The sequence below is a fragment of the Bdellovibrio sp. genome, assembly GCF_036384735.1.
Taxonomy (GTDB): domain Bacteria; phylum Bdellovibrionota; class Bdellovibrionia; order Bdellovibrionales; family Bdellovibrionaceae; genus Bdellovibrio.
In genome coordinates, this window is sequence record NZ_DASVLT010000005.1 from 24,921 (window position 1) to 48,815 (window position 23,895).

At 44.7% G+C, this 23,895-nt stretch carries 22 protein-coding genes; 4 read left to right on the plus strand and 18 right to left on the minus strand.

The features are described from left to right. Window positions 1-51: 51 nt before the first annotated feature. The 5 genes from mpl to VF412_RS00400 are packed head-to-tail and all read right to left on the minus strand — an operon-like array spanning window position 52 to window position 6,043. Entirely contained in the window at window positions 52-1,461 is a 1,410-nt protein-coding gene (mpl, locus tag VF412_RS00380) for a UDP-N-acetylmuramate:L-alanyl-gamma-D-glutamyl-meso-diaminopimelate ligase (RefSeq protein ID WP_331337204.1), read from the minus strand. A gap of 1 nt (window position 1,462) precedes the next feature. Then, entirely contained in the window at window positions 1,463-2,524 is a 1,062-nt protein-coding gene (locus VF412_RS00385; protein ID WP_331337205.1) for a serine hydrolase, read from the minus strand. Continuing rightward, window positions 2,524-3,456, minus strand: coding sequence for an LD-carboxypeptidase (locus VF412_RS00390; protein WP_331337206.1), 933 nt, complete (start codon window positions 3,454-3,456; stop codon window positions 2,524-2,526). Before VF412_RS00390 ends, VF412_RS00385 begins: the two co-directional genes overlap by 1 nt. Then, entirely contained in the window at window positions 3,456-4,742 is a 1,287-nt protein-coding gene (gene purB, locus VF412_RS00395) for an adenylosuccinate lyase (protein ID WP_331337207.1), read from the minus strand. The genes VF412_RS00390 and purB overlap by 1 nt, the downstream gene beginning before the upstream one ends. Beyond that, window positions 4,739-6,043 carry a hypothetical protein gene (locus VF412_RS00400; RefSeq protein WP_331337208.1) on the minus strand — a complete coding sequence of 435 codons (1,305 nt, stop codon included), beginning with the start codon at window positions 6,041-6,043 and terminating at the stop codon, window positions 4,739-4,741. Before VF412_RS00400 ends, purB begins: the two co-directional genes overlap by 4 nt. 195 nt (window positions 6,044-6,238) lie before the next feature. Between VF412_RS00400 and VF412_RS00405 the strand changes: the two genes are divergently transcribed. Further along, window positions 6,239-6,790 (plus strand): glutathione peroxidase, encoded by a 552-nt coding sequence (locus VF412_RS00405; RefSeq protein ID WP_331337209.1) that lies wholly within the window; start codon window positions 6,239-6,241, stop codon window positions 6,788-6,790. Window positions 6,791-6,900: 110 nt separating this feature from the next. Then, window positions 6,901-7,686 (plus strand): hypothetical protein, encoded by a 786-nt coding sequence (locus VF412_RS00410; RefSeq protein WP_331337210.1) that lies wholly within the window; start codon window positions 6,901-6,903, stop codon window positions 7,684-7,686. A 15-nt stretch (window positions 7,687-7,701) separates the two neighbouring features. On the opposite strand, the gene VF412_RS00415 is transcribed toward VF412_RS00410, so the two are convergent. The 7 genes from VF412_RS00415 to VF412_RS00445 are packed head-to-tail and all read right to left on the minus strand — an operon-like array spanning window position 7,702 to window position 15,630. Beyond that, on the minus strand, window positions 7,702-9,063 hold the full coding sequence (locus VF412_RS00415) for a sodium-dependent transporter (protein WP_331337211.1): 1,362 nt from the start codon (window positions 9,061-9,063) through the stop codon (window positions 7,702-7,704). Continuing rightward, window positions 9,063-10,403 (minus strand): ribosome biogenesis GTPase Der, encoded by a 1,341-nt coding sequence (gene der, locus VF412_RS00420; protein ID WP_331337212.1) that lies wholly within the window; start codon window positions 10,401-10,403, stop codon window positions 9,063-9,065. Before der ends, VF412_RS00415 begins: the two co-directional genes overlap by 1 nt. Next, the gene (gene era / locus VF412_RS00425) at window positions 10,381-11,289 is read right to left on the minus strand and encodes a GTPase Era (RefSeq protein WP_331337213.1); all 909 of its coding nucleotides are present in this window, start codon (window positions 11,287-11,289) and stop codon (window positions 10,381-10,383) included. Before era ends, der begins: the two co-directional genes overlap by 23 nt. Window position 11,290: 1 nt before the next feature. Then, on the minus strand, window positions 11,291-11,980 hold the full coding sequence (gene rnc, locus VF412_RS00430) for a ribonuclease III (RefSeq protein WP_331337214.1): 690 nt from the start codon (window positions 11,978-11,980) through the stop codon (window positions 11,291-11,293). After that, entirely contained in the window at window positions 11,977-13,362 is a 1,386-nt protein-coding gene (gene mtaB / locus VF412_RS00435) for a tRNA (N(6)-L-threonylcarbamoyladenosine(37)-C(2))-methylthiotransferase MtaB (RefSeq protein ID WP_331337215.1), read from the minus strand. The genes rnc and mtaB overlap by 4 nt, the downstream gene beginning before the upstream one ends. After that, a complete protein-coding gene (mnmA, locus tag VF412_RS00440) occupies window positions 13,347-14,429 on the minus strand; it encodes a tRNA 2-thiouridine(34) synthase MnmA (RefSeq protein WP_331337216.1) in 1,083 nt (360 codons plus the stop codon). The genes mtaB and mnmA overlap by 16 nt, the downstream gene beginning before the upstream one ends. Then, window positions 14,422-15,630, minus strand: coding sequence for a cysteine desulfurase family protein (locus VF412_RS00445; protein WP_331337217.1), 1,209 nt, complete (start codon window positions 15,628-15,630; stop codon window positions 14,422-14,424). The genes mnmA and VF412_RS00445 overlap by 8 nt, the downstream gene beginning before the upstream one ends. A gap of 199 nt (window positions 15,631-15,829) precedes the next feature. On the opposite strand from VF412_RS00445, the gene VF412_RS00450 reads away from it, so the two are divergent. Both VF412_RS00450 and VF412_RS00455 read left to right on the plus strand, forming a co-directional pair. Continuing rightward, a complete protein-coding gene (locus VF412_RS00450; RefSeq protein ID WP_331337218.1) occupies window positions 15,830-17,323 on the plus strand; it encodes a hypothetical protein in 1,494 nt (497 codons plus the stop codon). Between the two features lie 56 nt (window positions 17,324-17,379). Further along, window positions 17,380-17,958 (plus strand): GNAT family N-acetyltransferase, encoded by a 579-nt coding sequence (locus tag VF412_RS00455; RefSeq protein ID WP_331337219.1) that lies wholly within the window; start codon window positions 17,380-17,382, stop codon window positions 17,956-17,958. Window positions 17,959-17,994: 36 nt separating this feature from the next. On the opposite strand, the gene tsaE is transcribed toward VF412_RS00455, so the two are convergent. The 6 genes from tsaE to ftsH all read right to left on the minus strand — a co-directional run bounded on the left by tsaE (window position 17,995) and on the right by ftsH (window position 23,883). After that, a complete protein-coding gene (tsaE, locus tag VF412_RS00460; protein ID WP_331337220.1) occupies window positions 17,995-18,444 on the minus strand; it encodes a tRNA (adenosine(37)-N6)-threonylcarbamoyltransferase complex ATPase subunit type 1 TsaE in 450 nt (149 codons plus the stop codon). Between the two features lie 6 nt (window positions 18,445-18,450). Further along, the gene (locus VF412_RS00465) at window positions 18,451-19,176 is read right to left on the minus strand and encodes a pyridoxine 5'-phosphate synthase (RefSeq protein WP_331337221.1); all 726 of its coding nucleotides are present in this window, start codon (window positions 19,174-19,176) and stop codon (window positions 18,451-18,453) included. A gap of 63 nt (window positions 19,177-19,239) precedes the next feature. After that, window positions 19,240-20,610, minus strand: coding sequence for a phosphoglucosamine mutase (gene glmM, locus VF412_RS00470; RefSeq protein ID WP_331337258.1), 1,371 nt, complete (start codon window positions 20,608-20,610; stop codon window positions 19,240-19,242). A 1-nt stretch (window position 20,611) separates the two neighbouring features. Beyond that, the gene (locus tag VF412_RS00475; protein ID WP_331337222.1) at window positions 20,612-21,034 is read right to left on the minus strand and encodes a CdaR family protein; all 423 of its coding nucleotides are present in this window, start codon (window positions 21,032-21,034) and stop codon (window positions 20,612-20,614) included. Beyond that, window positions 21,031-21,843 (minus strand): diadenylate cyclase CdaA, encoded by an 813-nt coding sequence (gene cdaA, locus VF412_RS00480; protein ID WP_331337223.1) that lies wholly within the window; start codon window positions 21,841-21,843, stop codon window positions 21,031-21,033. The genes VF412_RS00475 and cdaA overlap by 4 nt, the downstream gene beginning before the upstream one ends. Before the next feature lie 96 nt (window positions 21,844-21,939). Further along, window positions 21,940-23,883, minus strand: coding sequence for an ATP-dependent zinc metalloprotease FtsH (ftsH, locus tag VF412_RS00485; protein WP_331337224.1), 1,944 nt, complete (start codon window positions 23,881-23,883; stop codon window positions 21,940-21,942). Window positions 23,884-23,895: the final 12 nt, after the last annotated feature.

The following is a 23,895-nucleotide window of genomic DNA, read 5'->3' on the forward strand; positions in this document are numbered from 1 at the left end:
GAGGTACGGCGTACCTTTTTGCGATGCTCAGCGTTTGACGCGGCGCGCTTCTTACTCGAGGGCTTTTAGCAATTTCCCGTAAATTCCGTCGAAACCGCCGTTACTCATAATCAAAATAACATCGCCTTTTTTTGCACGGGATTTCAGTGCATCGACAAGGTGATCTGCGGAATCAAAGGCGTTGGCAACAACACCGGCTTTATTCAAATCCTCGACCAATTCTTCGGAAGAGAAACGATTTTCAGAATCAATTTTCGACTGGTCGAAGGCCTTCGCTAACATCACCTCATGAGAGCCTTTGAATGCCTCGACATAGTCTTTTTGAAAAACCTTACGACGAGAGGTCGCACTTCTTGGCTCAAACACCGAGAACACTTTGCGATTCGGATATTTCTTTTGAATGCCCTTCACCGTCTCACGCACTGCTGTTGGATGGTGAGCAAAATCCTCGATCACAAGAATGCCACCTGGCTCGCCTAGTATTTCCTGGCGACGTTTCACACCCTCGAAAGTTTCCAGGCCGATCTGAATTCTGTTTTCTGAAAAGCCAAGACATTTCGACATCGCTACAACGACAGTTGCATTCAGGATGTTGTAATCGCCAGTGATCTGCATATTGTATGGGCCCAAGATTTCACCTTTGTGGTGAACTTCAAAGCCAACACCTTTCTCATTTTGAAAAAGCACTTTTGCACGGAAATCCGCATTGGCACTAAATCCATAAGTGAAAGAGTTTTTGCATTTCGCAAGTTTACGGAGTTCCATGACATTGGCGTCTTCAGCACAAGCAAGCAAAGTCCCATTTTCGGGAATCAATTGCATCAAGCGCGCGAAAGCATCTTTCACCGCTTGCAAATCTTTATAGATATCAGCGTGATCAAACTCCACTGAAGTCAAAATGACATGACGGGGTTTGTAGTGAATGAATTTGGGAACTTTATCGAAGTACGCTGTGTCGTATTCGTCGCCTTCGATAATAAAGAATTTACCCTCAGGGTTCTTAAATGATTGAGAGAAATTCTTTGGAATACCACCAATCAAAAAACCCGGCTTTACACCGGCATTTTCAGCAACCCAAGACATCATTGAAGTTGTTGTTGTCTTGCCGTGAGTTCCAGAAATTACAACGCTTTCGCGGTCAGCAATGATGAACTCGCCCATAGCTTTTGCCAAAGATGTGAATGGAATTCCCAACTTCACAAGTTCTTGCGCCTCTTCGTTATTCGCGGAAATCACGTTCCCGACAATCACGAAGTCTGGCTTTGGATGAAGGTTTTCAGCCTTGTAGCCTTTTTGAATATTGATTCCAAGACTTTCAAGTTGAGTCGACATTGGTGGATACGGATTCATATCACTGCCTGTGATTTTAAATCCACGATCTTTTAAAAGACCTGCCAAAGAGGCCATGGCCGTTCCACAAATACCCATCAAATGAATATGACTTCCAGGTTTTAAATCCATTTTAAACTCCAGATCTTCTGTAATTTTCGACAATCCAATTATGTATTTCAGGACGCAATTTTGAAAAGGCTTTATTGTCAGAGCCATACAAAACTCGGTTCGACAAGATACAAATACTCATATCCATTTTTGGATCGTACCACATAGAAGTTCCAGTGAATCCTGTGTGGCCGATTGATTCCAACGAAAAATAACTTCCGCAGCTAGCTGAACCAGGTGTTGGCATCATGTAACCCATGGCCCAGTCTCCCCTGCCTTCAGGCAAAGCACGGCGTGCAAACAATTGCGCTGTTTTTTGGCGAATTGAATAACGAGCAATACCCATCAACTGCGAACGCAAATGCAAAGAGTACCAGCCTAAATCATCAATACTCCCAAAAAGCCCCGCATGGGTAGAAACACCCCCCATAGACCAGCAGTTCAAATCATGAACTTCGCCTTGGACAAGTTTTTTACGTACAGGACATTCTTCTGTAGGAGCAAACAAAGACAACTTCGTCGTTGTTTGATTCTCAGGATGGAACTCTAAAGTTGTACCTAGATAGAATTTATTCTTAACTTCGGTCCACACATCCAAAAGTGGCTTATCGAAAAGTTTTTCCAAGATAAAGCCGACGACGATAATTCCCACATCCGAGTAAACTGCTTGCTCTTGCTTTTCTAATTTCAAATTTTGAATCAAGCCACGAAGTTGTTCGCGACGTTGATCCAATGGCAAGCTCATGTTCATCTCTTGATAGAAAGGCATCCACCAAGCAAGACCTGATGTATGAGTCAAAAGCTCTGTGATTTTTGTGTCTTTATGTTGAAACCACGGCAAAAAATCGGAAACTTTGGTATCGAAAGTCCATTTGCCTAATTCAAAAGCCCACATCATCGCTTGTTGTGCGAAAATAATTTTCGTAAGGCTTGCAAAATCATAATACGCATAAGTATTTCCCACTGCGATATCGCAGATGATTTTTCCGCTTTGATAGGCACGAACCATCACACCAGGGGTCGTGTCACGAATGCGATCTTCCAACTGAGTGATCAGATTTTTTTCAAGTACTGAGTATTTCATCAGGCTTTACCCCCTGTCTCGATTGTTAAGTGGACCTTCCCGCCTTCAACCTGAAGGACACATGGTGTATTGAAAGGTACCGGTCTTTGAATTGCGGCATGACCAGCTTCCAATCCCTTATAGAGAGGAACATCCAGATCTTTCGCCCAACGTTTGAAAACTAAATCAAAATTATTTTGTTTCGTCGCAGGCTCCTCGCCGCCGAGGAAGTCACCAAGAATAATACCTTGGCATTTTTTCAGAACACCCGCCTGGCGGAATTGCTCAAGCATTCTGTCGATGCGGTATCCGCGCTCACCCAGATCCTCTAGGAATAAAAGAGAACGATCGGCATTAATCTGCCAAGGAGTTCCCATTGTCGACTGCAACACAGTTAAATTTCCACCCACAATCTTAGACTTTAACGTCTTTATAGATTTCGCCGCCTCATTGAGTGGTTTCAATTTTTTAAATTCAATATCTGTCTCTTTGCCAAAAAGAATTCGATGCAATTCTCTTTCGTGCTTTGGTGACACCAGGTTTCTACCAAGACGATCCAACAGTGGACCGTGCAAAGTCGACCAACCCCATTCTTGAATCAAGAATGTGTGAATGGATGTGACATCGCTGATGCCGATCATAAGCTTTGGCTCTTTGGGCTTTTTTAACTTAGCCAGCATTGGAATCAAACGATTGCTGCCGTAACCACCACGCAAACACCAAATCGTGTGTGAATCTTTAGATTCAATAGCCGCTTTCAAAAATTGAAATCGCTCTTGGTCCTCATTGGCATGCAAGAAGTGCGGATTGATCAACCCTTGAGGAATGCGTGGTTGAAGTTTCCACTTCAACAAAAACTCGCGGGAACCTTCCACCTCATGGGGTTGCGACGGGTAACCCGGGGCTACCACATCGATAATGTCGTTTTCTTTTAGAAACTTCCACGAAGCCACTATTTTACTCTTTTCAAAATATCTTTAATGGATTTCTTATGTTTCTTACCAGTGAAGATCTCTTCAATTTCACGAGGTTTCAAAAGCGCACGGACTTCATCTTCTGCCATTAACTTATCCTTCAGATGTTCACCAAAACCCAGAGCATGACAAAGTCTTTGCACCAGGGTATAAGCATCCTCACGACGCATTCCTTTTGCGACCAAAGCTAAAAGCACATGAGAGCTGAAAAGCTGTCCTTGAGAGCTGTCGATGTTATCAAGCATGCGCTTCTTATTCACATCTAGACCATCAAGCAAAATGCTCATGCGGTTCACTGCATAATCAGCAACAATAAAGGCATCTGGGAAAATCACACGCTCAACAGACGAGTGCGAAATATCGCGCTCATGCCATAGTGCTACATCTTCCATCGCAGCCACCGCGTAACCGCGAAGCAAACGAGAAAGTCCTGTGATATTTTCCGCACTGATGGGATTTTTCTTGTGAGGCATCGCCGAAGAACCTTTTTGACCCTTCGTAAAACCTTCTGTCACCTCGCCCACATCACTTCTTTGCAAGTGACGAAGTTCTACAGCCAAACGTTCAAGCCCTGTTCCCAAAATCGCCAAGGACGTCATCATCTCCGCATGACGATCGCGAGGAATCACTTGTGTCGCGATGGTTTCAGGTTTCAATCTTAATTTTTTTGCAACCATGGCTTCAACTTTTGGCGACTGACTTGAGTATGTGCCTACGGCACCACTCAATTTACAAATCGCCATATTGTCCAAAGCTTCTTTCACGCGTTTTTTATTACGACGAACTTCCGAAAGAAATCCGGCCATTTTAAAACCGAATGTTGTCGGCTCTGCAAACATTCCGTGAGTACGCCCCGCACACAAAGTCTCTGCATGCTTATTCATTAAATTTTTCAAAGAGGCTTCAAGACTGTTGATAGATTCCATCAACACGCCCCCCGCCTCGCGCACCTGAAGACTAAAAGCCGTATCAAGTACATCCGAAGACGTCATACCAAAATGAACATATTTCCCATGAGGGCCGATGTTTTCAGCCAAGTTGCTCACAAAAGCGATCACATCATGCTTTGTTTCGCGCTCAATTTCGCTAATGCGTTTCACATTGAAGCGTGCTTTCTGCGTGATCGTCTTCGCTGCTACTTTTGGAATTAGACCCAATTGAGCCTGCACTTGTGCCACAGTCACTTCGACTTCCATCATCTTGCCAAACTTATGGTCCAAGTCCCAAAGAAGACCCATCTCAGGGCGAGTGTATCTTTCGATCACGGGTTCTGTTCCTTTCTTCTTTTCTCTTTTTGCTCTTTCAAAAGTTTTTCTTTCCACCAAAGTCCAATGCGACCTTGGATGACTTCATTACTTGCAAATGAAGCGCTCCATGCGTAATGAGGCCATTCTTCCGGGCCATCTAGATGAAGATTACTATAGGAAACTTTTCCACGACGTGACTTCTGCGCTTCCGAGAAGATTGGATAGCGAGGAGCCCCCAGTTGTGCATATGTATAATAATACTCTTGCGGGAAAGTCAGGACTTGCGGTTCCGCCAAGGACATACGGCGCGACAAGTGACTGATCATACGGTTGCTACGAGTCGTAAGATATTCTTTATTGAAACGCTGAACCGTTGGAATACGAATCCATACATCGAACTGATCTTGCAAAGTTGTTCTTTGCAAAACCATCAAATTTTCATGAGTCCACGGAGAATAAAGATCATCCACAATCACCGCATGTAAAGGCAAACTGTCGCGCTCGAAGCATTGCTTCAAGCCCATGCGATAGCGTACCCAACACCACTCCGACTCAAGAGGTCCTTCAGGGAAGAAATATTTCCCAAGACGTTCATTTAAGAAGTAACTTTCTTCGCTTGTCAGCATCCATACCAGTTGCTCGAGACGGAAAAGACCTTGGCTTTCACCCGAAATCTCTAGCCCCGTCACAGCTTTGCCTGCACCGAAAGAAGCATCGACGATTTGCTGAGGCTGAGCCACTTCAACGCCTTTAGAGCGAAGCCACTCAAGAGAACGATCAAACCCTGCGCGAGTGGACTGACGAACCAAGAACGAAGACAGCAAAGGAAGGAAATCGCCGGCCGCGGCACCACGGGCATTCGGCATATATGTCGTGCCTGCGTATTGATGCGCAAAATGCAAAAGCCAGCTTTGATCAAAATTCAAAGCCTCAAGATTTTTATAGAGCAACTTTGCGTTCTTATCCTGCGCCGACGAGAACAATAAATCACGCACCGGTTGCACTAAAGGCAAGTTATCGATTTTAAATTTCGTTAACGGACCTTTGAACTCAATCGGCCCTTCCGGCAACCACAAAGAAAAACCATTGGGCACTTCTTCGAAAGCATCTTCAGAATACAAACGATCTACTTGCGATTCAGAAATTTTCTCGTTACGAAAAAAACCAAACGGACCTTCAACATCTTCCGTAGGCCACACACCCAGTTTTGACGTTACGTCCACCAACGTGGTCTTGATACCTTCTTGCGCCAGAGCAGAGGCCAGCCAGTGACCTCTTCCAAATGTTGACACTATGATGATGGGATTGCCCAACTCCATCGCTGATTGACTCCTCAAGAAATCCTTGTTGAAAACAGGGACTGAAAATAGACCTAAATGCTCTTAATGATTAGAAAATCACGGAAGAATAAAGTCATCTCTAAAGTCATAACGGGTGCGGCGCAGCGAAAGCCTGGATCTCACTCTTGTGGAAAGCCTTTGCGAGGTCTAGACTGGTTCGCCATAGAGGTGGCCATGCGTCTTATTCTCACTCTGTCCCTGTTGTTTTTCAGTGTAACAAGCTTTGCTGAAACCGCAAAAAATTTCTTTGAACTTTCCGCCACAGACATCAATGGTAAAACGATCAATTTCTCAACTTACCGAGGGAAAGTAGTCCTGGTTGTGAACACAGCTTCACAATGCGGGTTCACTCCGCAGTTTAAAGATCTAGAGGAAATGTACAAAAAATACGCAAACCGTGGCTTCATTATTTTGGCTTTCCCATCGAACGACTTCAAGCAGGAAAAGGAAGACAACTCGACCTTGAAGGCCTTCGCGGAAAAACAGTACGGCATCACCTTCCCGTTTTTTGATAAGGGTCCAGTTACCGGCAAAGACAAACAACCCGTTTATAAATTCCTAACCGAGCAAAAACCGGGTTGGTTATTCAAAGATGTGAGCTGGAACTTCGAAAAATTTCTTGTGAATCGCAAAGGCGAGGTCATCGAAAGATGGAGTTCGATCACCAAACCTTCCTCTGAAAAAGTCATAGAAGCTGTCGAAAAAGCACTCAACGAACCTCTCTAAAAAAAATCACTGATTCATTTTGAGACACTTAGAATGATGAGGTCTCGATTTGTGCAGTTTTCTTTGAAGTTTTCCCCTCTTTCATTCGATAATACTTATAGGGGGAACTCGTGAAAACCACTGGGATTATTCTTCATTCCGGTCTGGCAGCAATTTTGTTGTTCGGATCTGTATTTTTGTTGCCTGGTCACGCTCACGCGCAATCAGATCAAAAGCACTATCTTCTTGCGCAAACAGACCCTGATGAATCTTACGATCCATTTTCTGACTATAGCGAATTCGACGAAGACTCTGACGAAGAGGCTGATGTTAACTTCTTCCGAAACGGTCGCTTCCTGACTGCTGGAATCGCGGCAGGTTACCGTGGCTTCACGGGAAATTTTGCTGACGAGTATTCTGCGGCCCCTGATTTTGGCTTGTTCTTAACTTATTTCTTCGACTTGCGCCTTGCAATGACTTTGGGGTTCCAAACTGGTGATCACAACGTGAGGTTCACAGCAAATGGCGGTACCACGACTTACTCTGGTAACGTTTCGATGACTTCGATCAACTTTGACTTAAAGTACTACATGAATACACAGAACGTGACTCGCGGCTTAGCTGACTTGAATCCCTATATCCTGGGTGGTATCGGTCAATTCTATCGCACTTACACACTGACGGGCCTTGATGGTTATAGTCGTGATTCGACAATGGGTTTCGATTTGGGTGCCGGTCTTGAAATTCCTTTAATGCGCAAGAAGGCCTTCCTGGGTATTCAAGCGACTTACCATTACGTCAACTTCTCGGATGAAAATAAAACACGTATCGCTGTTGATGGCGGTACGGACGTTTTGGACAAAACCTTGTCTGGAGACTTGTACGACGTGCTCTTTATCCTGGGCTTTAACTTCTAGAGCCTGTTTGAAAAATTAGAACAAGTTAATCACTTGCAAAATAAACCCCAGCGCAATCATAGCTGGGGCGGCCCACTTCAATACGAAAATCCAATGAGGATACATCGAATAACTCACAAACTTCTCTTTATCGATGAAGCTGGTCTCTTTTTCTTTTTCAGAAGTGCCTTTATAGAAAGCTAACAAAATCCCTAGAGCCACAAGTGGCAAGATCCAATTGATCAATAGCGAATCCAGGCTCTCGATCAATGAATGCCCACCGACGCGAACGCCTTTCAATACGGAACTTGAAAGCGCCGGCAAGATGGTAAGCAATAAAGCCACGCAACCAGAATACCAAGTCGCTCTGCCCCGACCGACACTTTTACGCATATCCACGAAGTTCGAAACGACGACTTCGAGTAATCCAATACTCGCATTCAAAGCCGCCATATAAAGACATACAAAGAAAGCAAGACCGAACAGGGCACCACCACGAATACCCAATAGGTAACGAGGCAAAACTTCAAACATCAAAGCTGGATCCGTCAACGGCACATTTGAGGCTTGAAAAGCCACAGGGAAAATCATGACAACTGCAACCAAAGAGATCGCACAGTCAACCAATGCCACTCGGAATCCCGCCGTCGGCACATGATCCTCTTCGCGCATATAGGACCCGTAAGTCACCATGGTTCCAAAACCTACAGACAACGTAAAGAACACGTGTCCTAAGGCATGGTTCAAAGATGATAACGTCAACTTAGAAAAGTCAGGATAGAATAAGAAACGAAGCACTTCCGGAGTCGATGGAAGAGAGAAAGATTTAATCAAAAGCACAATCACCAGAGTTGCAAACAGCGGCATCATGTAACTGATCCACTTTTCAAGACCTTCCTGTACGCCCTTTACGACCACAACAACTGTGATCAACAAGTGCGCGCTGGCAAGCATCAACTGCAACCACCCATTAGACATCAAGGCGGCCAAGTTGGTTTTACTCGAGGCCCCTTCGAAATCCATGAAAATAGAAACAAAGAATTGGGTCATGAAATGCAGAACCCAACCACTGATCACAGCATAGTAAGATAAAACAACGATACTTAAGATAACAGCGAAGCGACCGGCCCATTTAAATCCTGAATTGGATTTCTGAGCCATTTGCTGAGTAGCCACCATCACCGACTTACGTGTGTTCTTACCAAGCATCAGCTCAGCAATCAGCATCGGCGCGCCAATGGCCATAGCCATAAAAACGTAAAGAAGCACGAAGGCGCCTCCACCGTTTTCACCTACAACATAGGGGAAACGCCACAGATTTCCAAGACCACAGGCAGAGCCAATGGCCAAAAGATAAAATCCAAAGCGAGTTCTCCACGAGCCGCGCTTAGCTACCACTACTCACCCCTAGCACGAGACTTCATACAGAAGATACGAATTGGAGTACCGAACAAATCCCAACGCTCTTTGATGTTTTTCACAAGGAAGCGACGGTAAGAATTCGAAACACCATCTGGATGATTCGCAAATGCGATAAATGCAGGTGGTTTTTGATAAGTCTGAGTCACGTAATAGAACTTCACGTTCGTCGTTCCCCAAACCGGAGCTGGAGCTTTACGAATTGTTTCAAAGAAGAAGTCATTCAACTCTGCAGTCGGAACGCGGAAGTTGATTTGATCCGTGACTTTTTCGATTGTCTCAAACAAGTCTTCAACACCGGCACCTGTTTTCGCACTTGTAAACACAACGTGAACATCTTCAAAAAAGTGGAACACGCGTTGAACTTGTTCGCGGAAAACTTTGCGGTATTCAGGAATTTCTTGTCCACCAAGATCTGATTTATTCGCAACAACAATCACGCCTTTGTGATCTTCAACAATCGACTGCATGATACGAGCATCTTGATCCGTTGGACCAATAGTTCCATCGATCATCAAAAGCACGATATCAGAACGGCGCATGGCTTCTTGGGATTTAAACGCCGAGATAATCTCTAGATCTTCTTCGCGTTTCGCAGACTTTCTAAGACCTGCTGTATCCACCAAAGTATACTTTCTTCCGTTGTAAACAAATGGCGAATCCACGGCATCAATAGTGGTTCCTGCGATATCAGAAACCAACATACGATTCACACCCAAAAGAAGGTTGCAGATTGAACTCTTACCGACGTTAGGTTTACCAACGATAGTGATGTTCATACCTTCTTTGACTGTACCTGGATTTTCCGGAACTAGATTTGTAATCCACTCCAAGATCTGGCCAACACCACGGCGTTGTTCAAAAGAAGCAGAGATAATATCTACGCCGAATTCATAGAAGTCAGCCTTCGCCAATTCCTCTTCCGACGATTTATCAACTTTATTGATTACAAGAAGGAACGGCTTACCTGTTTGCTTGGCAACACGGATAATATCACGATCTTCAGGCAACAAACCGGCACGACCGTCCATCACAGCCACGATCAAATCGACAGAGTGCAGGAACTCTGTCACTTGTTCACGAATAAGACGAGAGAAGATATCTCCCGCTTCCGTAATACCACCCGTATCGATCAAATCAAATTGCTTACCCCAGATATCAACTGGTTCGATCATGATATCGCGAGTAACGCCGGATTGGTTTTTCACCACGGCCTTACGAGTTTCAGTGATAATATTAAATAATGTCGACTTACCTACGTTGGGACGACCAATGATCGCAACCTTCGGTGCGAACTCAGTCTTCTGATTCAACGACATAGCCCAACTCCTTCATAATTCTTTTATTGCCAAACCACTCTGGTTTTGCAGTGACGTTCAAATCTAAAAATACTTTTTCATCCATGAGCTTTTCGAGCTCTTTGCGCGCGTCCATACCGATTTTCTTGATAACGCTCGCACCTTTACCTATCACGATCGCTTTATGGGATTCACGCGATACGATAATTTCAGCATAAATTTTCGGCAGAGCCGCTGTTTCATCAAATTTTATGATACGCACAGCAATATTGTATGGAACTTCATGGTGAAGGTTTTCAAAACATTTTTCACGGATGATTTCAGAGGCCATATCACGAACATTTTCATTCGTGAAAAGCTCGACATCGTACAAAGGCGCTGGTGATTCAGGCATGATTTCCAGGAATTCAACCAACATTGCCTCGCGCTCTTCAGCGTCGCCAGCATAAGCTGTTGCCGATACCGACATCGCTTTACCACCTTTATCTTCGATCATCTTTTTAAGGATCAAAATACGGTGAGCTTTTTCTTCGATATCTGTTTTCGTGATAACACCAATCCAAGGCTTGCCGCTTTTCGCAACCAAATCCAAAACTTGTTCAGCATCTTCTGGTTTTTGTTCATCAATAGAAACAACTGCTAGCAAAGCATCTGAGTTGGCGATAACGTCTTGAGCTTCCTGAGCCAAGAAACCATTCAATCCTGCTTCTGCTTTGATCAATCCCGGAGCATCGACGAAAACAACCTGACCTTGATCCGTACTCCAGATACCTAGAATACGACGACGTGTTGTTTGTGGTTTTGCAGAGACGATGGACACTTTCTCGTCCACAAGAAAGTTCATCAATGTGCTCTTTCCTGCGTTCGGCTGTCCGATTAACCCTAAAAATCCCGCTTTGTAACTCATCTTAATTCGTCTCCTTAAACTTGTTCTCGAGGGCGCATTTCGCCGCAAATTGTTCGGCGTTTTTCTTACTTCGTCCCCGCCCCTGGGCCCAGACCTCTTCCTTTACTTTCACGCAGACCAAAAACTGCCTGTCGTGAGGAGGTCCTTCTTCCGCGAGAACTTCATACTTCGGCGTTTCTTTCATCGCCTTTTGCACTAGCTCTTGCAGACGTGTTTTATAATCTCTTTCAAAATCTTCGTGACAGCAGATCTTGTCACACAAAGGTAAGAACTCTCTGCGGATAAAATCTTTTGCGACGGGGAAACCGCCATCTAGATAAACAGCACCGACGATGGCTTCTAGTGAAGAAGCAAGCAGACGTGGCTTCAAAGCCCCACCCGTTTGTGCCTCCCCTTTTCCTAACTGAAGAAGCTTGTTTAATTCCATGTCACGAGCCAGTTCAAAAAGAATTTCTTCATTCACGATACTAGCGCGTTTTTTAGAAAGACCGCCTTCGTTGTCAGCAGGATATTTTTCATACAAGAACTCACCCACGACCAAATCCAAAACGGCATCACCAAGGAATTCCAGTTTCTCGTTGTGTTCAATCGTGTTCTTAAGTTCGTTGGCGTAACTTTTATGAGTCAATGCTCTGGCTAAAAGAGCATTGTTCTTAAACTTATAATTAAGTCTCTTCTCTAACTCCGTCATGGGAGCACCTCGCCTACAAGATGACCTTCCATGTGAGATTTATTAGAATGATCATAGCCCGTGATCTTCACGTCTACTTCTTGACCAGCCCAATGTTCTAGGAAGCTTTCAGCCCCAGCGATATCCACTGGCCAGTAGTCATGACTTAAACCTTGACCACCTTTAGCAGCATTTTTCAAAACCAACACACGCTTCGTAGTACCTACCTGAAGATTCGCTTGTTCCGTATAACGAGCAATACTCAACTCGCGCAAACGAGCCGCGCGTTCTGCACGAACATGCGGATAGACGGATTCATCCATCGCTGCTGCACGGGTCCCTTGGCGTTCGCTATAAGGGAATACATGAAGCTTCGTCCAGGGAAGAGCTTTCAGTGTTTGATAGGTGTCTTCGAATTGCTCTGCTGTTTCTGTTGGGAAACCAGTGATCACATCCATACCCACGAAAGATCCAGGAACGCGTTTTTCAATCGCAAGAAGGGATTTCTTAACGTCTTCTTGTGTGTACTTACGTTTCATGTGGAACAAAACGTCTGTATTTGCACTTTGAATGCTCATGTGGAAATGAGGACATAAACGGGAATCTTGATACAGATCCAAAAGTCTTTCAGATACTTCCACTGGTTCTAAAGATGACAGACGGAAACGAGGCATTTTAGTTCTGACCAAAAGATTTTCGATCAGATCTTCCATCACCATTTTCTTACCGTTCACTTCATCTTCATAGTCGCCGATGTGAACGCCTGTCAGAACAACTTCACGGGAACCTTGTGCGTAAAGATCATTAATACGCTGAACCAGATCTGCAATACCAATGCTGCGGCTTTTGCCACGAGCATACGGAATGATACAATAAGTACAGAAGCTGTTGCAGCCATCTTGGATTTTTAAGAACGTGCGAGTGTGGTGTTTTTCAACACCGCCCCCCATCTCCAAATCTTCTTTTTTAAAGATATTAGACTTAAAGACTTTTTCAGTCAGCTCACCACGGAAGTGTTTATTTAAAAGATCCGGCAAAGATCCTTTATGGGAATTTGCTACGACAAGATCCGCACCCGGCAGGCCAGAGAAAGATCCAGTATCTACTTGTGCTGCACAACCAGTAACAACCACTGTGCAGAAGGGATCCTTTACTTTTAAACGACGAATATAGCGAACTGCTTCTTTCGTCGCTTCCGCCGTTACAGCACACGTATTCAAAACGTGAATACGTGCCGTTTTATCACCATGAACCACCGGAGCAAAACCGTTGGCATTCAGATTTTTCTGAATAAGGCCTGCATCGTAAGTGTTGACCTTACAACCGAATGTATGAACCTGATAAGTCACGCCAAAGACGTGCCTGTGACCAGCCGGATTGCTGTTTTCTACAGAGTGATCCATCCGCCTCCCACAAGTTCACGTTCGCGGTAAAACACAGCCGCTTGACCTGGAGTCACCGCACGCTGTGGTTCTTGGAATTTCAATTTAAAACCATTGGTTGTCTTAAACACTTGAGCCGGTGCGCCTTTGTGTTGATAGCGAATTTTCACGTTCATGATTTCGCCATCTTGCACGTCACTTAGAAGTTTTGGATCAACAACATCCACTTCGTTTGCGAAAAGGTGATGCTCGTCACCAACCCAAACTGTATTGTCTTCAGAATTGATTTTGATTACGAAAAGCTTTTCGTGATGGTCCATTCCTAGACCTTTACTCTGACCATACGTGAAGTTGTGAATGCCATCATGTTTGGACATGACTTCGCCGGATGGATAGCGTTTGATCACACCTTTTTTAGTATCAAGTACAGATTTAGAAACCTGACCCTTGATAAAGTTTTGATAGCCTTGATTTCCAACAAAACAAATTCCTTGAGAGTCTTTTTTACGAGCCGTTGAAAGGCCCATTTTTTCTGAGTACTCACGAACTTGGGGCTTTTTCATATCGCCCACTGGGAATAATAATTTAGGAACCAATTCTGGATCGATAGTGAAAAGGAAATATGTTTGATCTTTCCAGTCGTCTGTCGACGTGTGGATCGATGCTTTTCCTTTGTCATCGTAAACGATCTTTGCGTAATGACCTGTAGCTAGATAATCACACTCGAGCTCTTTCATCTTTTTCACAAGATGATCAAACTTTAAGTAAGTGTTGCAGTTCACACATGGAAGTGGCGTTTGCCCCTCCAAATACGCTTTCAAGAATGGATCAATAACAGCGGCGCGGAATTTCGCTTCGCAGTTAAGAACATAAAACGGAATACCCAAACGATCTGCGACAGATCGAGCATCATCCACATCGATACTAGAACAGCAAGTGCCGTTTCCTTCTTCGATATCGCATGAGGTGTAATCCCACACTTGCATGGTTGCACCGATAACCTCGTACCCCTGTTCCACTAACAGCGCAGCCGCGGCAGAACTGTCCACGCCTCCGCTCATAGCAACAAGGACTCTTCCCTTAGACATGACAAGAATCTCCTTCTTCTTCTTTTTTAAGTGATCGAAGTCTATCGACCACTGCTTTCAACGTATCTACAAAACTATCCACTTGCTCCAAAGTGGTTTCCCAACCAAGACTAATACGCAAACTGTTTTGTGCTTCATCACGAGTGAGCCCCATCGCAAGTAACACCGGACTTGGTTCTGGATTTCCGCTAGAGCAGGCAGCACCTGTGCTGACTGCGTAGCCTTTCAAATCCAAAGACATCAACATCGTTTCGCCATCAGCGCCCTTAAGAACTAGCGCTGACGTGTTTGGCAAACGAGGTGTCTCGCTTGCTGTGACGGTCACTTCTGAAATTTCAGAAAGAATGCGCGCTTCCATGTGATCACGAAGTAACGTCATTGATTTTACTTTTTCAGCAATCAAATTCGCGCGACTTGCAACAACACCCAGACAACCGATACCCAAAGTGTTTTCTGTGCCACCACGACGATGACGTTCTTGTGCTCCACCGTGAATCAGTGGACTAAAGTTAGAACCTTTGCGCGAATAGAGGAATCCACTGCCCTTGATCGAATAGAACTTATGACCCGAGAAGGAAGCGAAATCCACACCTAGTTCGTGCAAATTCACTGGAACTTTTCCGAAGGCTTGAACAGCGTCTGTGTGAAACAAAGCCCCTTTGGCGTGAGCCATTTCAGCCATTTGCTTAATTGGAAACAGAGTGCCCGTTTCATTATTTGCAAACATCACAGAAACCAAAGCAGTCTCTTCACAGAGATGCTCTTCGTAAAATTTCATATCGATTTCACCACGACGATTCACAGGAATCACGTCAACACGAACACCAAGTGATTTCATGTGCATCATGGTTTTAAAAACTGCCGGATGCTCGACCGCCGAACACATGTAGTGTGTGCGACGACGCTGTTCTGGAGGAAGATGTTGAGCTGTCTGGAAATATTCGAACACACCTTTGATCACAGTGTTGTTCGCCTCACTTCCGCCAACAGTGAAAATAATCTCAAGAGTACTTGCACCAACGGCGTCAGCTACGGCTTTGCGTGCATCGCGAATGATATTCTTCGGACCACGACCTGCCCAATGAATAGAGCTGGCATTTCCCCAAGCAGTTGCCAGCTCAGGCATCGCTTCGAGAACTTCTTTGCACACAGGAGTTGTGGCATTGTGGTCTAGGTAGATCATCGGTTTGGTTTGGATCATAAGTTGGCGCACCCTAGCATAATCTTTAAATATTGGAAACCCTTAAGAGTTTTCGACCTTTTTGGGTGTTCAGTGCGTTAGCAAATCTGCAAAAAATACAACCATTATGTAACACGAAAAATAGCGAAATCCCCTTACGTTAGGACCTTTTTCCAGACCTAGACTCAGGTTTTTCGCCTAAAAGCCGATAATTCATGGGATGAGTCAACATGCATGGTTTGAACATTTTAAAGAGAAACTTCAGGGACTTACACCTGCTTTTGAAGATAGCGGGACTTCCCTAAGTCTTCTTGGGTTTGCTTTGAAAGAGAAACACCTCTCTACAGAGGAGTATCTTAAATGGGCCATGACTCACTATCGTTTGCCTTTACTTCAATCACGATTTTTTACAGAAACTCCCCCATCGCCTGAGCTTTTTGCTAAGTGGTCCACCCATTATCCGTGGTCTGTGGAATGCCTTCCGGTGGCTGAGTGGGATGGTTCACTGATTGTGGCATGTCTTCAGCCGCCGCAAGATTTCCCATCTTTTCCTTCGAGCATTATCGTTCTGACTTCCATAGAAAACATGGAAGCCACTTGGAAGCATTATCACCCCGAGGTAAAAACGGCTTCCACACCTGCCACCACAGCAACGTCAGCGTCAACGGAAACACCTGACGGTATCGACCTTTCGGTTGTAGTAGCGGCAAAGAAATCTTCTGATTCATTCTCGATTGAAGATCTTGGTGGATCTTCGGAGGACGCTTCTTCCGAAGAAGGTGCTGGCGAAGAAAAAGAAGGCCGTCTAGAAGGATTGTTTGATGGCTTCACAGTGACAAAACTGGAAGCTCTTCCTCCAAAAACAGAGACTATTTCTGCAACTGGATCACAGGAAAAGCCTTCGCATTCCGAAACTGTGATTGATAAAGATTTATCTCAAGCTTCTGTTGAAGAAATCGCTGAGGATTCTCTAGTGGCTGCTGCGAAACCTGCGGCTCCGATTCCTCCTCCACCCGGTGCGAAGTCTTCGATTCTAGTTGCGACTTCAACGAAGACAACTGCTCCAGCTTCCACATCTGTCGATGCTGCAGCTCTGCCGGCTACTGCCGCTGCAGTAATTCCGCCGCCCCCCCAGGCAAAGGAAATTCAAACTCCGCCGCCTTTCGAAGATAGCTTTTCTAATAAGCCGATTCCAATAGTTCCCCGTCCTGCCGGCATTGCGAAGCCGACTTTGAATCCTGTGACGAACGGCACTTTTGCTTTGGAAAAACTCAAAAAGAAAAACACAGCGGCTGTTACAGATCGCGTGAAGAAAATTTTGAGCGAGATGAAGGTTCACTTTGAAAAATCCATGATTTTGACTTTGGACGATCAAGAAACTCAAGCAGCAGCATTTGCTTGGGATGAAAACTTCAAGGGAATCAAGGATACAGCAGCTCGGGTTCCTTTGAAGACTCCAAGTATTTTCAATATCGTTGCCGCGACTTCAAAACCATTCCATGGTTATGTTTCACTCAATGAGATTAATGAGAAGTTCTTTGAAGATTGGAACCAAGGCCGTGTGCCAGATCATGTGACTGTAGCGCCGATTCTTATCAATGATAAGTTGGTAGGCATGCTTGTGGGCTTTGCAGAGAAATCTGCTTACAACAAAAGTTCTTTAAATTTAGCAGAAAAGCTTACAACTGAGTTTGTTAAGGGTCTTGCCGCATAATCTTCACCCTGATATTTAATTTGGCAATTTAAAATTGAACACCTAAGCTTTTCCCTATGGGCTTAGAACTTATCAGCATCGAACAAAAACCATTTCCTGCAAAACTGACTGGCGAAAGAATCTATCTTGAACGTCATGCCACAAATATAGTTGAAGAAATGTTTGCAACTATCGATGCAAACCGTGAAAGACTCAGAGAGTTTCTGCCTTGGGTTGACAATACCAAAACAGTGCAACAGAGTCGCGAATGGATTCAGCACACCCTGACTGAATGGGATAATCTTTCCCTTTTTGATTACGGGATCTACCTCAAAGATTCAGGAAAATACGTCGGTAGCGCTGGCGTACATAGCATCAATTGGTCTTTGCAAAAGTGCGAATTAGGATACTGGCTTTCTTCTGAAGCAGAGGGCCAGGGTCTTATGAGCGAAGCCGTGAAGCTACTTGAAGCTTACTGTTTTCAAGCAAAGTTTCATCGGGTTGAGATTCGTTGCTCAAGCAAAAACACAAGATCCGCAGGTGTGGCTTTAAGATGCGGTTACATATTGGAAGGCGAATTGCGCGAAGACGCTCGCGAGCTTGGCAAATTTAGAAATACCAAGATCTTTGGAAAGCTAATTACAGATCGCAAATAAAACTCGGGACAGATCGTTACCAAGAAAGATTTAGAACTACAATAGCTGAACGGTGATCATTCGTTCACCATCTATAGAGGTTTTTTGAAGTTTTACTTCAACTCTTTGCCAGTTGAGTGGCAAATAATCATAATCCAAACGCTGCGCCCACTCGATCACAACTAAGCCTTTTTTTGCTGCAAAAAGATCCCAAAAACCTGAACTCTCAAGATCGTCGTCATCTTTGAGGCGATAAAGGTCTATGTGATCTATAAATCTCCCTTCGGCATTTTCATAGCGAAGGTGGATCGCAAAACTTGGTGATTGCACATCTTTCATTCCCAAAATATCTGCAATCAGCTGAGTTGATGTGGTTTTTCCAGCACCTACATCGCCACTTAAAAGCAAAATACTGCGCTCACTTAAGTGCGGAAGAAACTCTTGCCAGAATGCTTTAAGTTCCTTTTCGTTCTTAATAGTGCGCTGGGAATTTAAAATTGAAGACATGAAGTGTTACTTTAAGAGCTTTCTCATCTTACCAACAGCCTGTTGCATACCGTTTTCAAGGGCATAACAAACCAATGAATGACCAATGTTGACCTCTTGAAGATGCGGAAGTTTGTTAATAAGCTTCGCATGCTCATAATCAAGGCCATGGCCCGCATGAACATTCAAACCCAGATAATGCGCCCACTCAGCAGCATCTACCAAACGCTTCCATTCTTTGTCCTTCGCAGGACCTTTGAGTAAAACCCATTTGCCTGTGTGAAACTCAACAGCGTCTGCGCCCAATTCATAAGAGGCTTCAACTTGCTCAATAGAAGGCTCGATGAACATTGAAATTTCAATGCCGATTCGTTGAAGCTTTTCAACCATCGGGAACATCTTCTTAAAGCCTTTCTTTACATCAAGGCCGCCTTCGGTTGTTAGCTCTGCACGCTTTTCCGGAACCAAGCACACCCAGTCCGGACGATATTTTTTAGCATAAACCACCATCTGAGGTGTCGCCGCCATTTCCAAATTCAAAGCAACGGGACATTCTTTAGAAAGAAGTTTTAGATCATCCAGTTGAATGTGACGTCTGTCCTCACGCAAATGAATCGTGATTTGTTCAGCACCGCCCTTAACGGATTTTTTAACCATATCAAGTAAATTAGGATACGTCGTCGTGCCACCACGAACCTGACGTAGTGTTGCAACGTGATCGACATTCACACCCAGGCGAATTTTATGTTTCACTTAAAATACTCCAAAATCAAAACCCCCCTTTCTGCAAAGCATCGCAAAAAGGTACGGCGTACCTTATGACAATTCTTTTTCTAGGAAGCTTGCGATTTCTTCTGCGAAGTGTGTGATTTGCACTTTGTCAGGGCCTTCCACCAAAACACGAATCACAGGCTCTGTTCCAGAGAAGCGAACAAAGACACGACCGTTGTTGCCCAATTTACCTTCGATGTTGCGAACTAGATCATTGTAGCCACCAAGCTCAGCAAGATCTGCGCGGCGTTTTACGCGTAAGTTGATCAACACCTGAGGAACATCATCAAACACGCGATTCAATTCGCTCATTTTTTTATTTGTCTGTTTCACGACTGCCAAAACATTCAAAGCGGCGATGATACCGTCACCTGTTGTTGTATGATCCAGGAAAATAATATGACCTGATTGCTCACCGCCCAAGTTGTAGCCGTTCTTACGCATCTCTTCGACGACGTATTTATCGCCCACCCCTGTTTTAACAACTTTAATGCCTTCTTCTTGCATTCGTTTTTCAAGACCGAAGTTCGACATTTGAGTCGCAACCAAAGTGTTCTTTTTAAGAAGCCCTAACTCTTTCATATGAAGAGCGCAGATCGCAAGAATACGATCCCCGTTTACAATCTCGCCTTTTTCATCAACCATGATCACGCGGTCGGCGTCACCATCAAGACTGATCCCCACATCAGCACGATATTGAACAACTGCTTCAGACAATTTTTGCGGATACAGAGCTCCGACTTTGTCATTGATGTTCGTGCCATTCGGATCATCACCCAATTGGATGACTTCTGCGCCCAATTCCTGGAACACTGATGGGGCCACTTTATAAGCGGCACCATTTGCGGTATCAAGAACGATACGCATTCCATCCAAAGTGTATTCCAACGGGAATGTACCTTTCACATAAACGATGTAACGACCTTGAGAATCGTCAATGCGTTTTGTGCGACCGATATCCTTGCTTGGCGGAAGAAGAGCCGTCAGATCTTCCTCAAGAACCAAACGTTCGATTTCAGATTCCATATCTTCAGAAATTTTAAAGCCATCAGCACCGAAAACTTTGATACCGTTATCATGGAATGGGTTGTGAGAAGCAGAGATCACGATCCCCGCCACCGCACGCATGGTCCGAGTCAAATAACCAATCCCTGGAGTCGGAAGTGGTCCCACAAGCTGAACGTGAATACCCATAGAGTTAAGACCACTAGCAAGAGCTTGCTCGATCATATAACCCGAAAGACGCGTGTCTTTCCCGATAACAACTTTGCGAAGTGTGTTCCCTGTGTGTGCTTGTTTTTGCAAAAGGTAGCCAATCGCTTGACCAATCTTTACAACCATATCCGGAGTCATCGGCCATTGGTTCGCTGTTCCGCGAATGCCATCTGTTCCGAAGAGTTTTGCTTTCTTTTCCACTTTAGTGACCTTTTTGTTTGTCATCGACTTTATCCTTAGAGCGAACGACTTCCACTTGAATTTGATTTGGACGAATTCCCAAAATCTTCACGCCCAGTGGCACTTCAATCTTATTCAATGGAATATCGACATACACGACGCCTTCGCCTCTTTGTGAAATATCAAGAGTGATACTCTGAGACAAAGTACTCTCCATAAATTTCTTCAAAGCAGCACGAGGGCCTGAAACTTTTACTTTAATGTGGTCTGTAGTCTGCGCCACCACCTGCGTGCCAGGAGCCAAAATCAGATCCACATCTATGTTACGACTTAATACAAAATCCCTGCGCCCCAAGATTGTAAGCCACAGGATCAGCGAAATAAACAAAGCGACGACTTTGTAACTGAAATTTTCAGTGACGGCATCAGACCAACGGCGCTTCACGAAATCTCTCCTTGTTGAGAGAAGGCCTTATACTTCAGACCAAATGTCTCATAAAGTGCCTTACGAATATCACCCAATTCCACATTTGGACTTAAGTGACCACCTTGTACAATCCCAATGGATTTGTTCTCTTCAGAAACAACAAACACCAGGGAATCTGTTTCCTCCGTCAAACCAATTGCGGCACGATGACGAGTACCCAGATTTTTATCAAGGGCTGGATTTTTACTTAAAGGAAGGAAGCAACCCGCAGAGTGAATTTTTCCGTTGCGGATAAGGACAGCACCGTCGTGCATGGGACTTTCTGGATGGAAAATCGAAGCAAGAAGTTCTGCTGAAACTTTGGAATCCATTTCGGTTCCAAATTCGATGTGATAGTCGATGACGATTTCACGCTCGACCACAACCAAGGCACCGAAGCCTTTTTGAGAAGTGGCAATAATGCCTTTTGCGATTTCTTCAATGACTTGGGTTTCTTGAATCGTTGATGCATCCGTAAAGAACGGATTACTACCGATATGTGCCAACGCCCTGCGAATCTCGGCCTGGAACAAGACGACGACGATCACAAACAAATTAGAGAAGAATTTTTCAAGAATCCAATTGAAGGTGAAAAGTTCAAGCCAAATGCTCAGGATATAACCGATGGCCAGCACGCCAAGACCGGAGAGCATTTGAATAGTCCCTGTGCGCTTGATCAGCACAAGAATACGATAGACAACCATCCACACCAACACCATGTCGATGGCATCTTGCACGCGCAAGTGCTGCACAATGAAGATGAGATTGTCTATAAACTGCTGCAACATCAGGATGCCTTTACTAGAAGTTAAATGTCTGTATTTCGCTCAAAAGCCCTGCACAATTTCTTGCCAGGGCTTTTGCTGTTTTTAAATTTTCAAAAACTAAACTGTCACCGGCCCCGTGTTACCAACCGGATCGTTGCCAGAGTCTTTTTTCTCTTTGGCAGCGGCGATGGCGTTGAAGCTTTCGCGGCGGTTGTTGCGGTATTTTTCAATTTCTGAAACCGCAGTTCCGTTGATCAACATCTCCACTTCAGTGCCGTCGATCGTTTCGTATTCAAGAAGCGCTTGAGCCAAAGCTTCCAGAGCTGTCTTGTTCTCAGTCAGGATTTGCACTGCTTGCGCGTACCCTGTGTTGATGATTTTAGAAACTTCATCGTCGATCTGTTCCGCTTTTGCTTCAGAATATTCTTTATGACCTTGATGGCCATATTGCATACCAAGGAACACTTCGCCGCCTGATTTTTCGAACGCCAAAGGACCCAGTTTGCTCATACCCCATTCGCACACCATACGACGAGCGATGCCTGTTGCGCGTTCGATATCGTTACCAGCACCAGTTGTGATATCTTTAAAGATCACTTCTTCAGCAGCACGACCACCAAACAAGAAGGCGATCATTTTTTCCGCCGTCACTTTTGACAACGAAACGCTTTCTTTTTCTGGCAATGTTTGAGTCACACCCAAAGCCATTCCGCGAGGAATGATAGTTACTTTGTGGATCGGATCCAAACCACCCAGTTTCTTATTCACAAGCGTGTGACCAGCTTCATGGTAAGCAGTTACTTTTTTATCTTCATCCGAGATAACCATAGATCTTCTTTCAGAACCCATGATGACTTTGTCTTTTGCTTTTTCAAAGTCTTCCATCTCTAGATATTTTTTGTCGGTACGAGCGGCTACAAGAGCCGCTTCATTCACGAGATTCTCTAGGTCCGCACCCGAGAAGCCCGGAGTCCCACGAGCGATCTTAGCAATTTCAACGTCAGGCCCCAATGGAGTCTTGCGAGTGTGAACTCCTAAGATTTGCTCACGGCCTTTAAGATCTGGCTTATTCACGACCACGCGGCGATCGAAACGACCTGGGCGAAGAAGTGCTGGATCCAAAACGTCAGGACGATTGGTTGCAGCGATCATGATAACGCCTTCAGAAGATTCAAAGCCGTCCATTTCAACTAGCAATTGATTCAGAGTTTGTTCACGCTCGTCATGACCACCGCCCATGCCTGCACCACGATGGCGACCTACGGCATCGATCTCGTCGATGAAGATCAAGCACGGAGCATTCTTTTTACCTTGTTCGAACAAATCACGAACACGGGAAGCACCCACACCCACGAACATCTCTACGAAGTCAGAACCAGAAATCGTAAAGAAAGGCACACCTGCTTCGCCCGCAACGGCGCGAGCAAGCAATGTCTTACCAGTACCAGGAGAACCCACCAAAAGAACACCCTTTGGAATACGGCCGCCTAGTTTCGTGTATTTTTTAGGATCTTTTAAGAAGCTTACGATCTCTTGAAGATCATCTTTCGCTTCATCCACACCAGCGACTTCTTTGAACGTCACACGATTCTTGTGTTCTGTCAGAAGACGGGCGCGAGATTTTCCAAATGACATGGCCTTGCCGCCACCCACTTGAATTTGGCGCATGATGAATAAGAACATTGCTACGATCAAAATCAATGGCAACCAGTTCACTACCAATGACTGGAAGAACCCGCCATTGTCAGCGCGTTCGTAGTTTGGCGTGATGCCATGTTCTTGAAGGAATTTGAAACCTTCGTCTTGTGTATTACCGACGATAGAAAAATGACTGCCGTTGTATTTCTTTTCGAACTCCGGCTTCATTTCACCAACGATCTCTGAAGAGTCTTGGCGGAATGTGACAGTTGCCACTTCATTAGCTTTTACAGCTTCGGTAAATTTTGAGTAGTTAAAATCACCAATCACTTTTTGGTGCTTACTCTCATAGGCCTGAAACAGAAACACAGCCATAATGATGAGGAAGAACCAAAGTGCTAGCGTTTTTTGAGTAGAGCGCATCGCGATTCCTTT

Bases quoted from the DNA above. Each gene is read 5' to 3' on its own strand.
- VF412_RS00445 (WP_331337217.1), bottom strand. From the start codon at position 15,630: ATGATCCAAACCAAACCGATGATCTACCTAGACCACAATGCCACAACT.
- mnmA (WP_331337216.1), bottom strand. From the start codon at position 14,429: ATGTCTAAGGGAAGAGTCCTTGTTGCTATGAGCGGAGGCGTGGACAGT.
- VF412_RS00385 (WP_331337205.1), bottom strand. From the start codon at position 2,524: ATGAAATACTCAGTACTTGAAAAAAATCTGATCACTCAGTTGGAAGAT.
- VF412_RS00405 (WP_331337209.1), top strand. From the start codon at position 6,239: ATGCGTCTTATTCTCACTCTGTCCCTGTTGTTTTTCAGTGTAACAAGC.
- VF412_RS00455 (WP_331337219.1), top strand. From the start codon at position 17,380: ATGGGCTTAGAACTTATCAGCATCGAACAAAAACCATTTCCTGCAAAA.
- VF412_RS00400 (WP_331337208.1), bottom strand. From the start codon at position 6,043: ATGGAGTTGGGCAATCCCATCATCATAGTGTCAACATTTGGAAGAGGT.
- VF412_RS00450 (WP_331337218.1), top strand. From the start codon at position 15,830: ATGAGTCAACATGCATGGTTTGAACATTTTAAAGAGAAACTTCAGGGA.
- der (WP_331337212.1), bottom strand. From the start codon at position 10,403: ATGTCGTTGAATCAGAAGACTGAGTTCGCACCGAAGGTTGCGATCATT.
- ftsH (WP_331337224.1), bottom strand. From the start codon at position 23,883: ATGCGCTCTACTCAAAAAACGCTAGCACTTTGGTTCTTCCTCATCATT.
- mpl (WP_331337204.1), bottom strand. From the start codon at position 1,461: ATGGATTTAAAACCTGGAAGTCATATTCATTTGATGGGTATTTGTGGA.
- era (WP_331337213.1), bottom strand. From the start codon at position 11,289: ATGAGTTACAAAGCGGGATTTTTAGGGTTAATCGGACAGCCGAACGCA.
- tsaE (WP_331337220.1), bottom strand. From the start codon at position 18,444: ATGTCTTCAATTTTAAATTCCCAGCGCACTATTAAGAACGAAAAGGAA.
- cdaA (WP_331337223.1), bottom strand. From the start codon at position 21,843: ATGTTGCAGCAGTTTATAGACAATCTCATCTTCATTGTGCAGCACTTG.
- rnc (WP_331337214.1), bottom strand. From the start codon at position 11,980: ATGACGGAGTTAGAGAAGAGACTTAATTATAAGTTTAAGAACAATGCT.
- mtaB (WP_331337215.1), bottom strand. From the start codon at position 13,362: ATGGATCACTCTGTAGAAAACAGCAATCCGGCTGGTCACAGGCACGTC.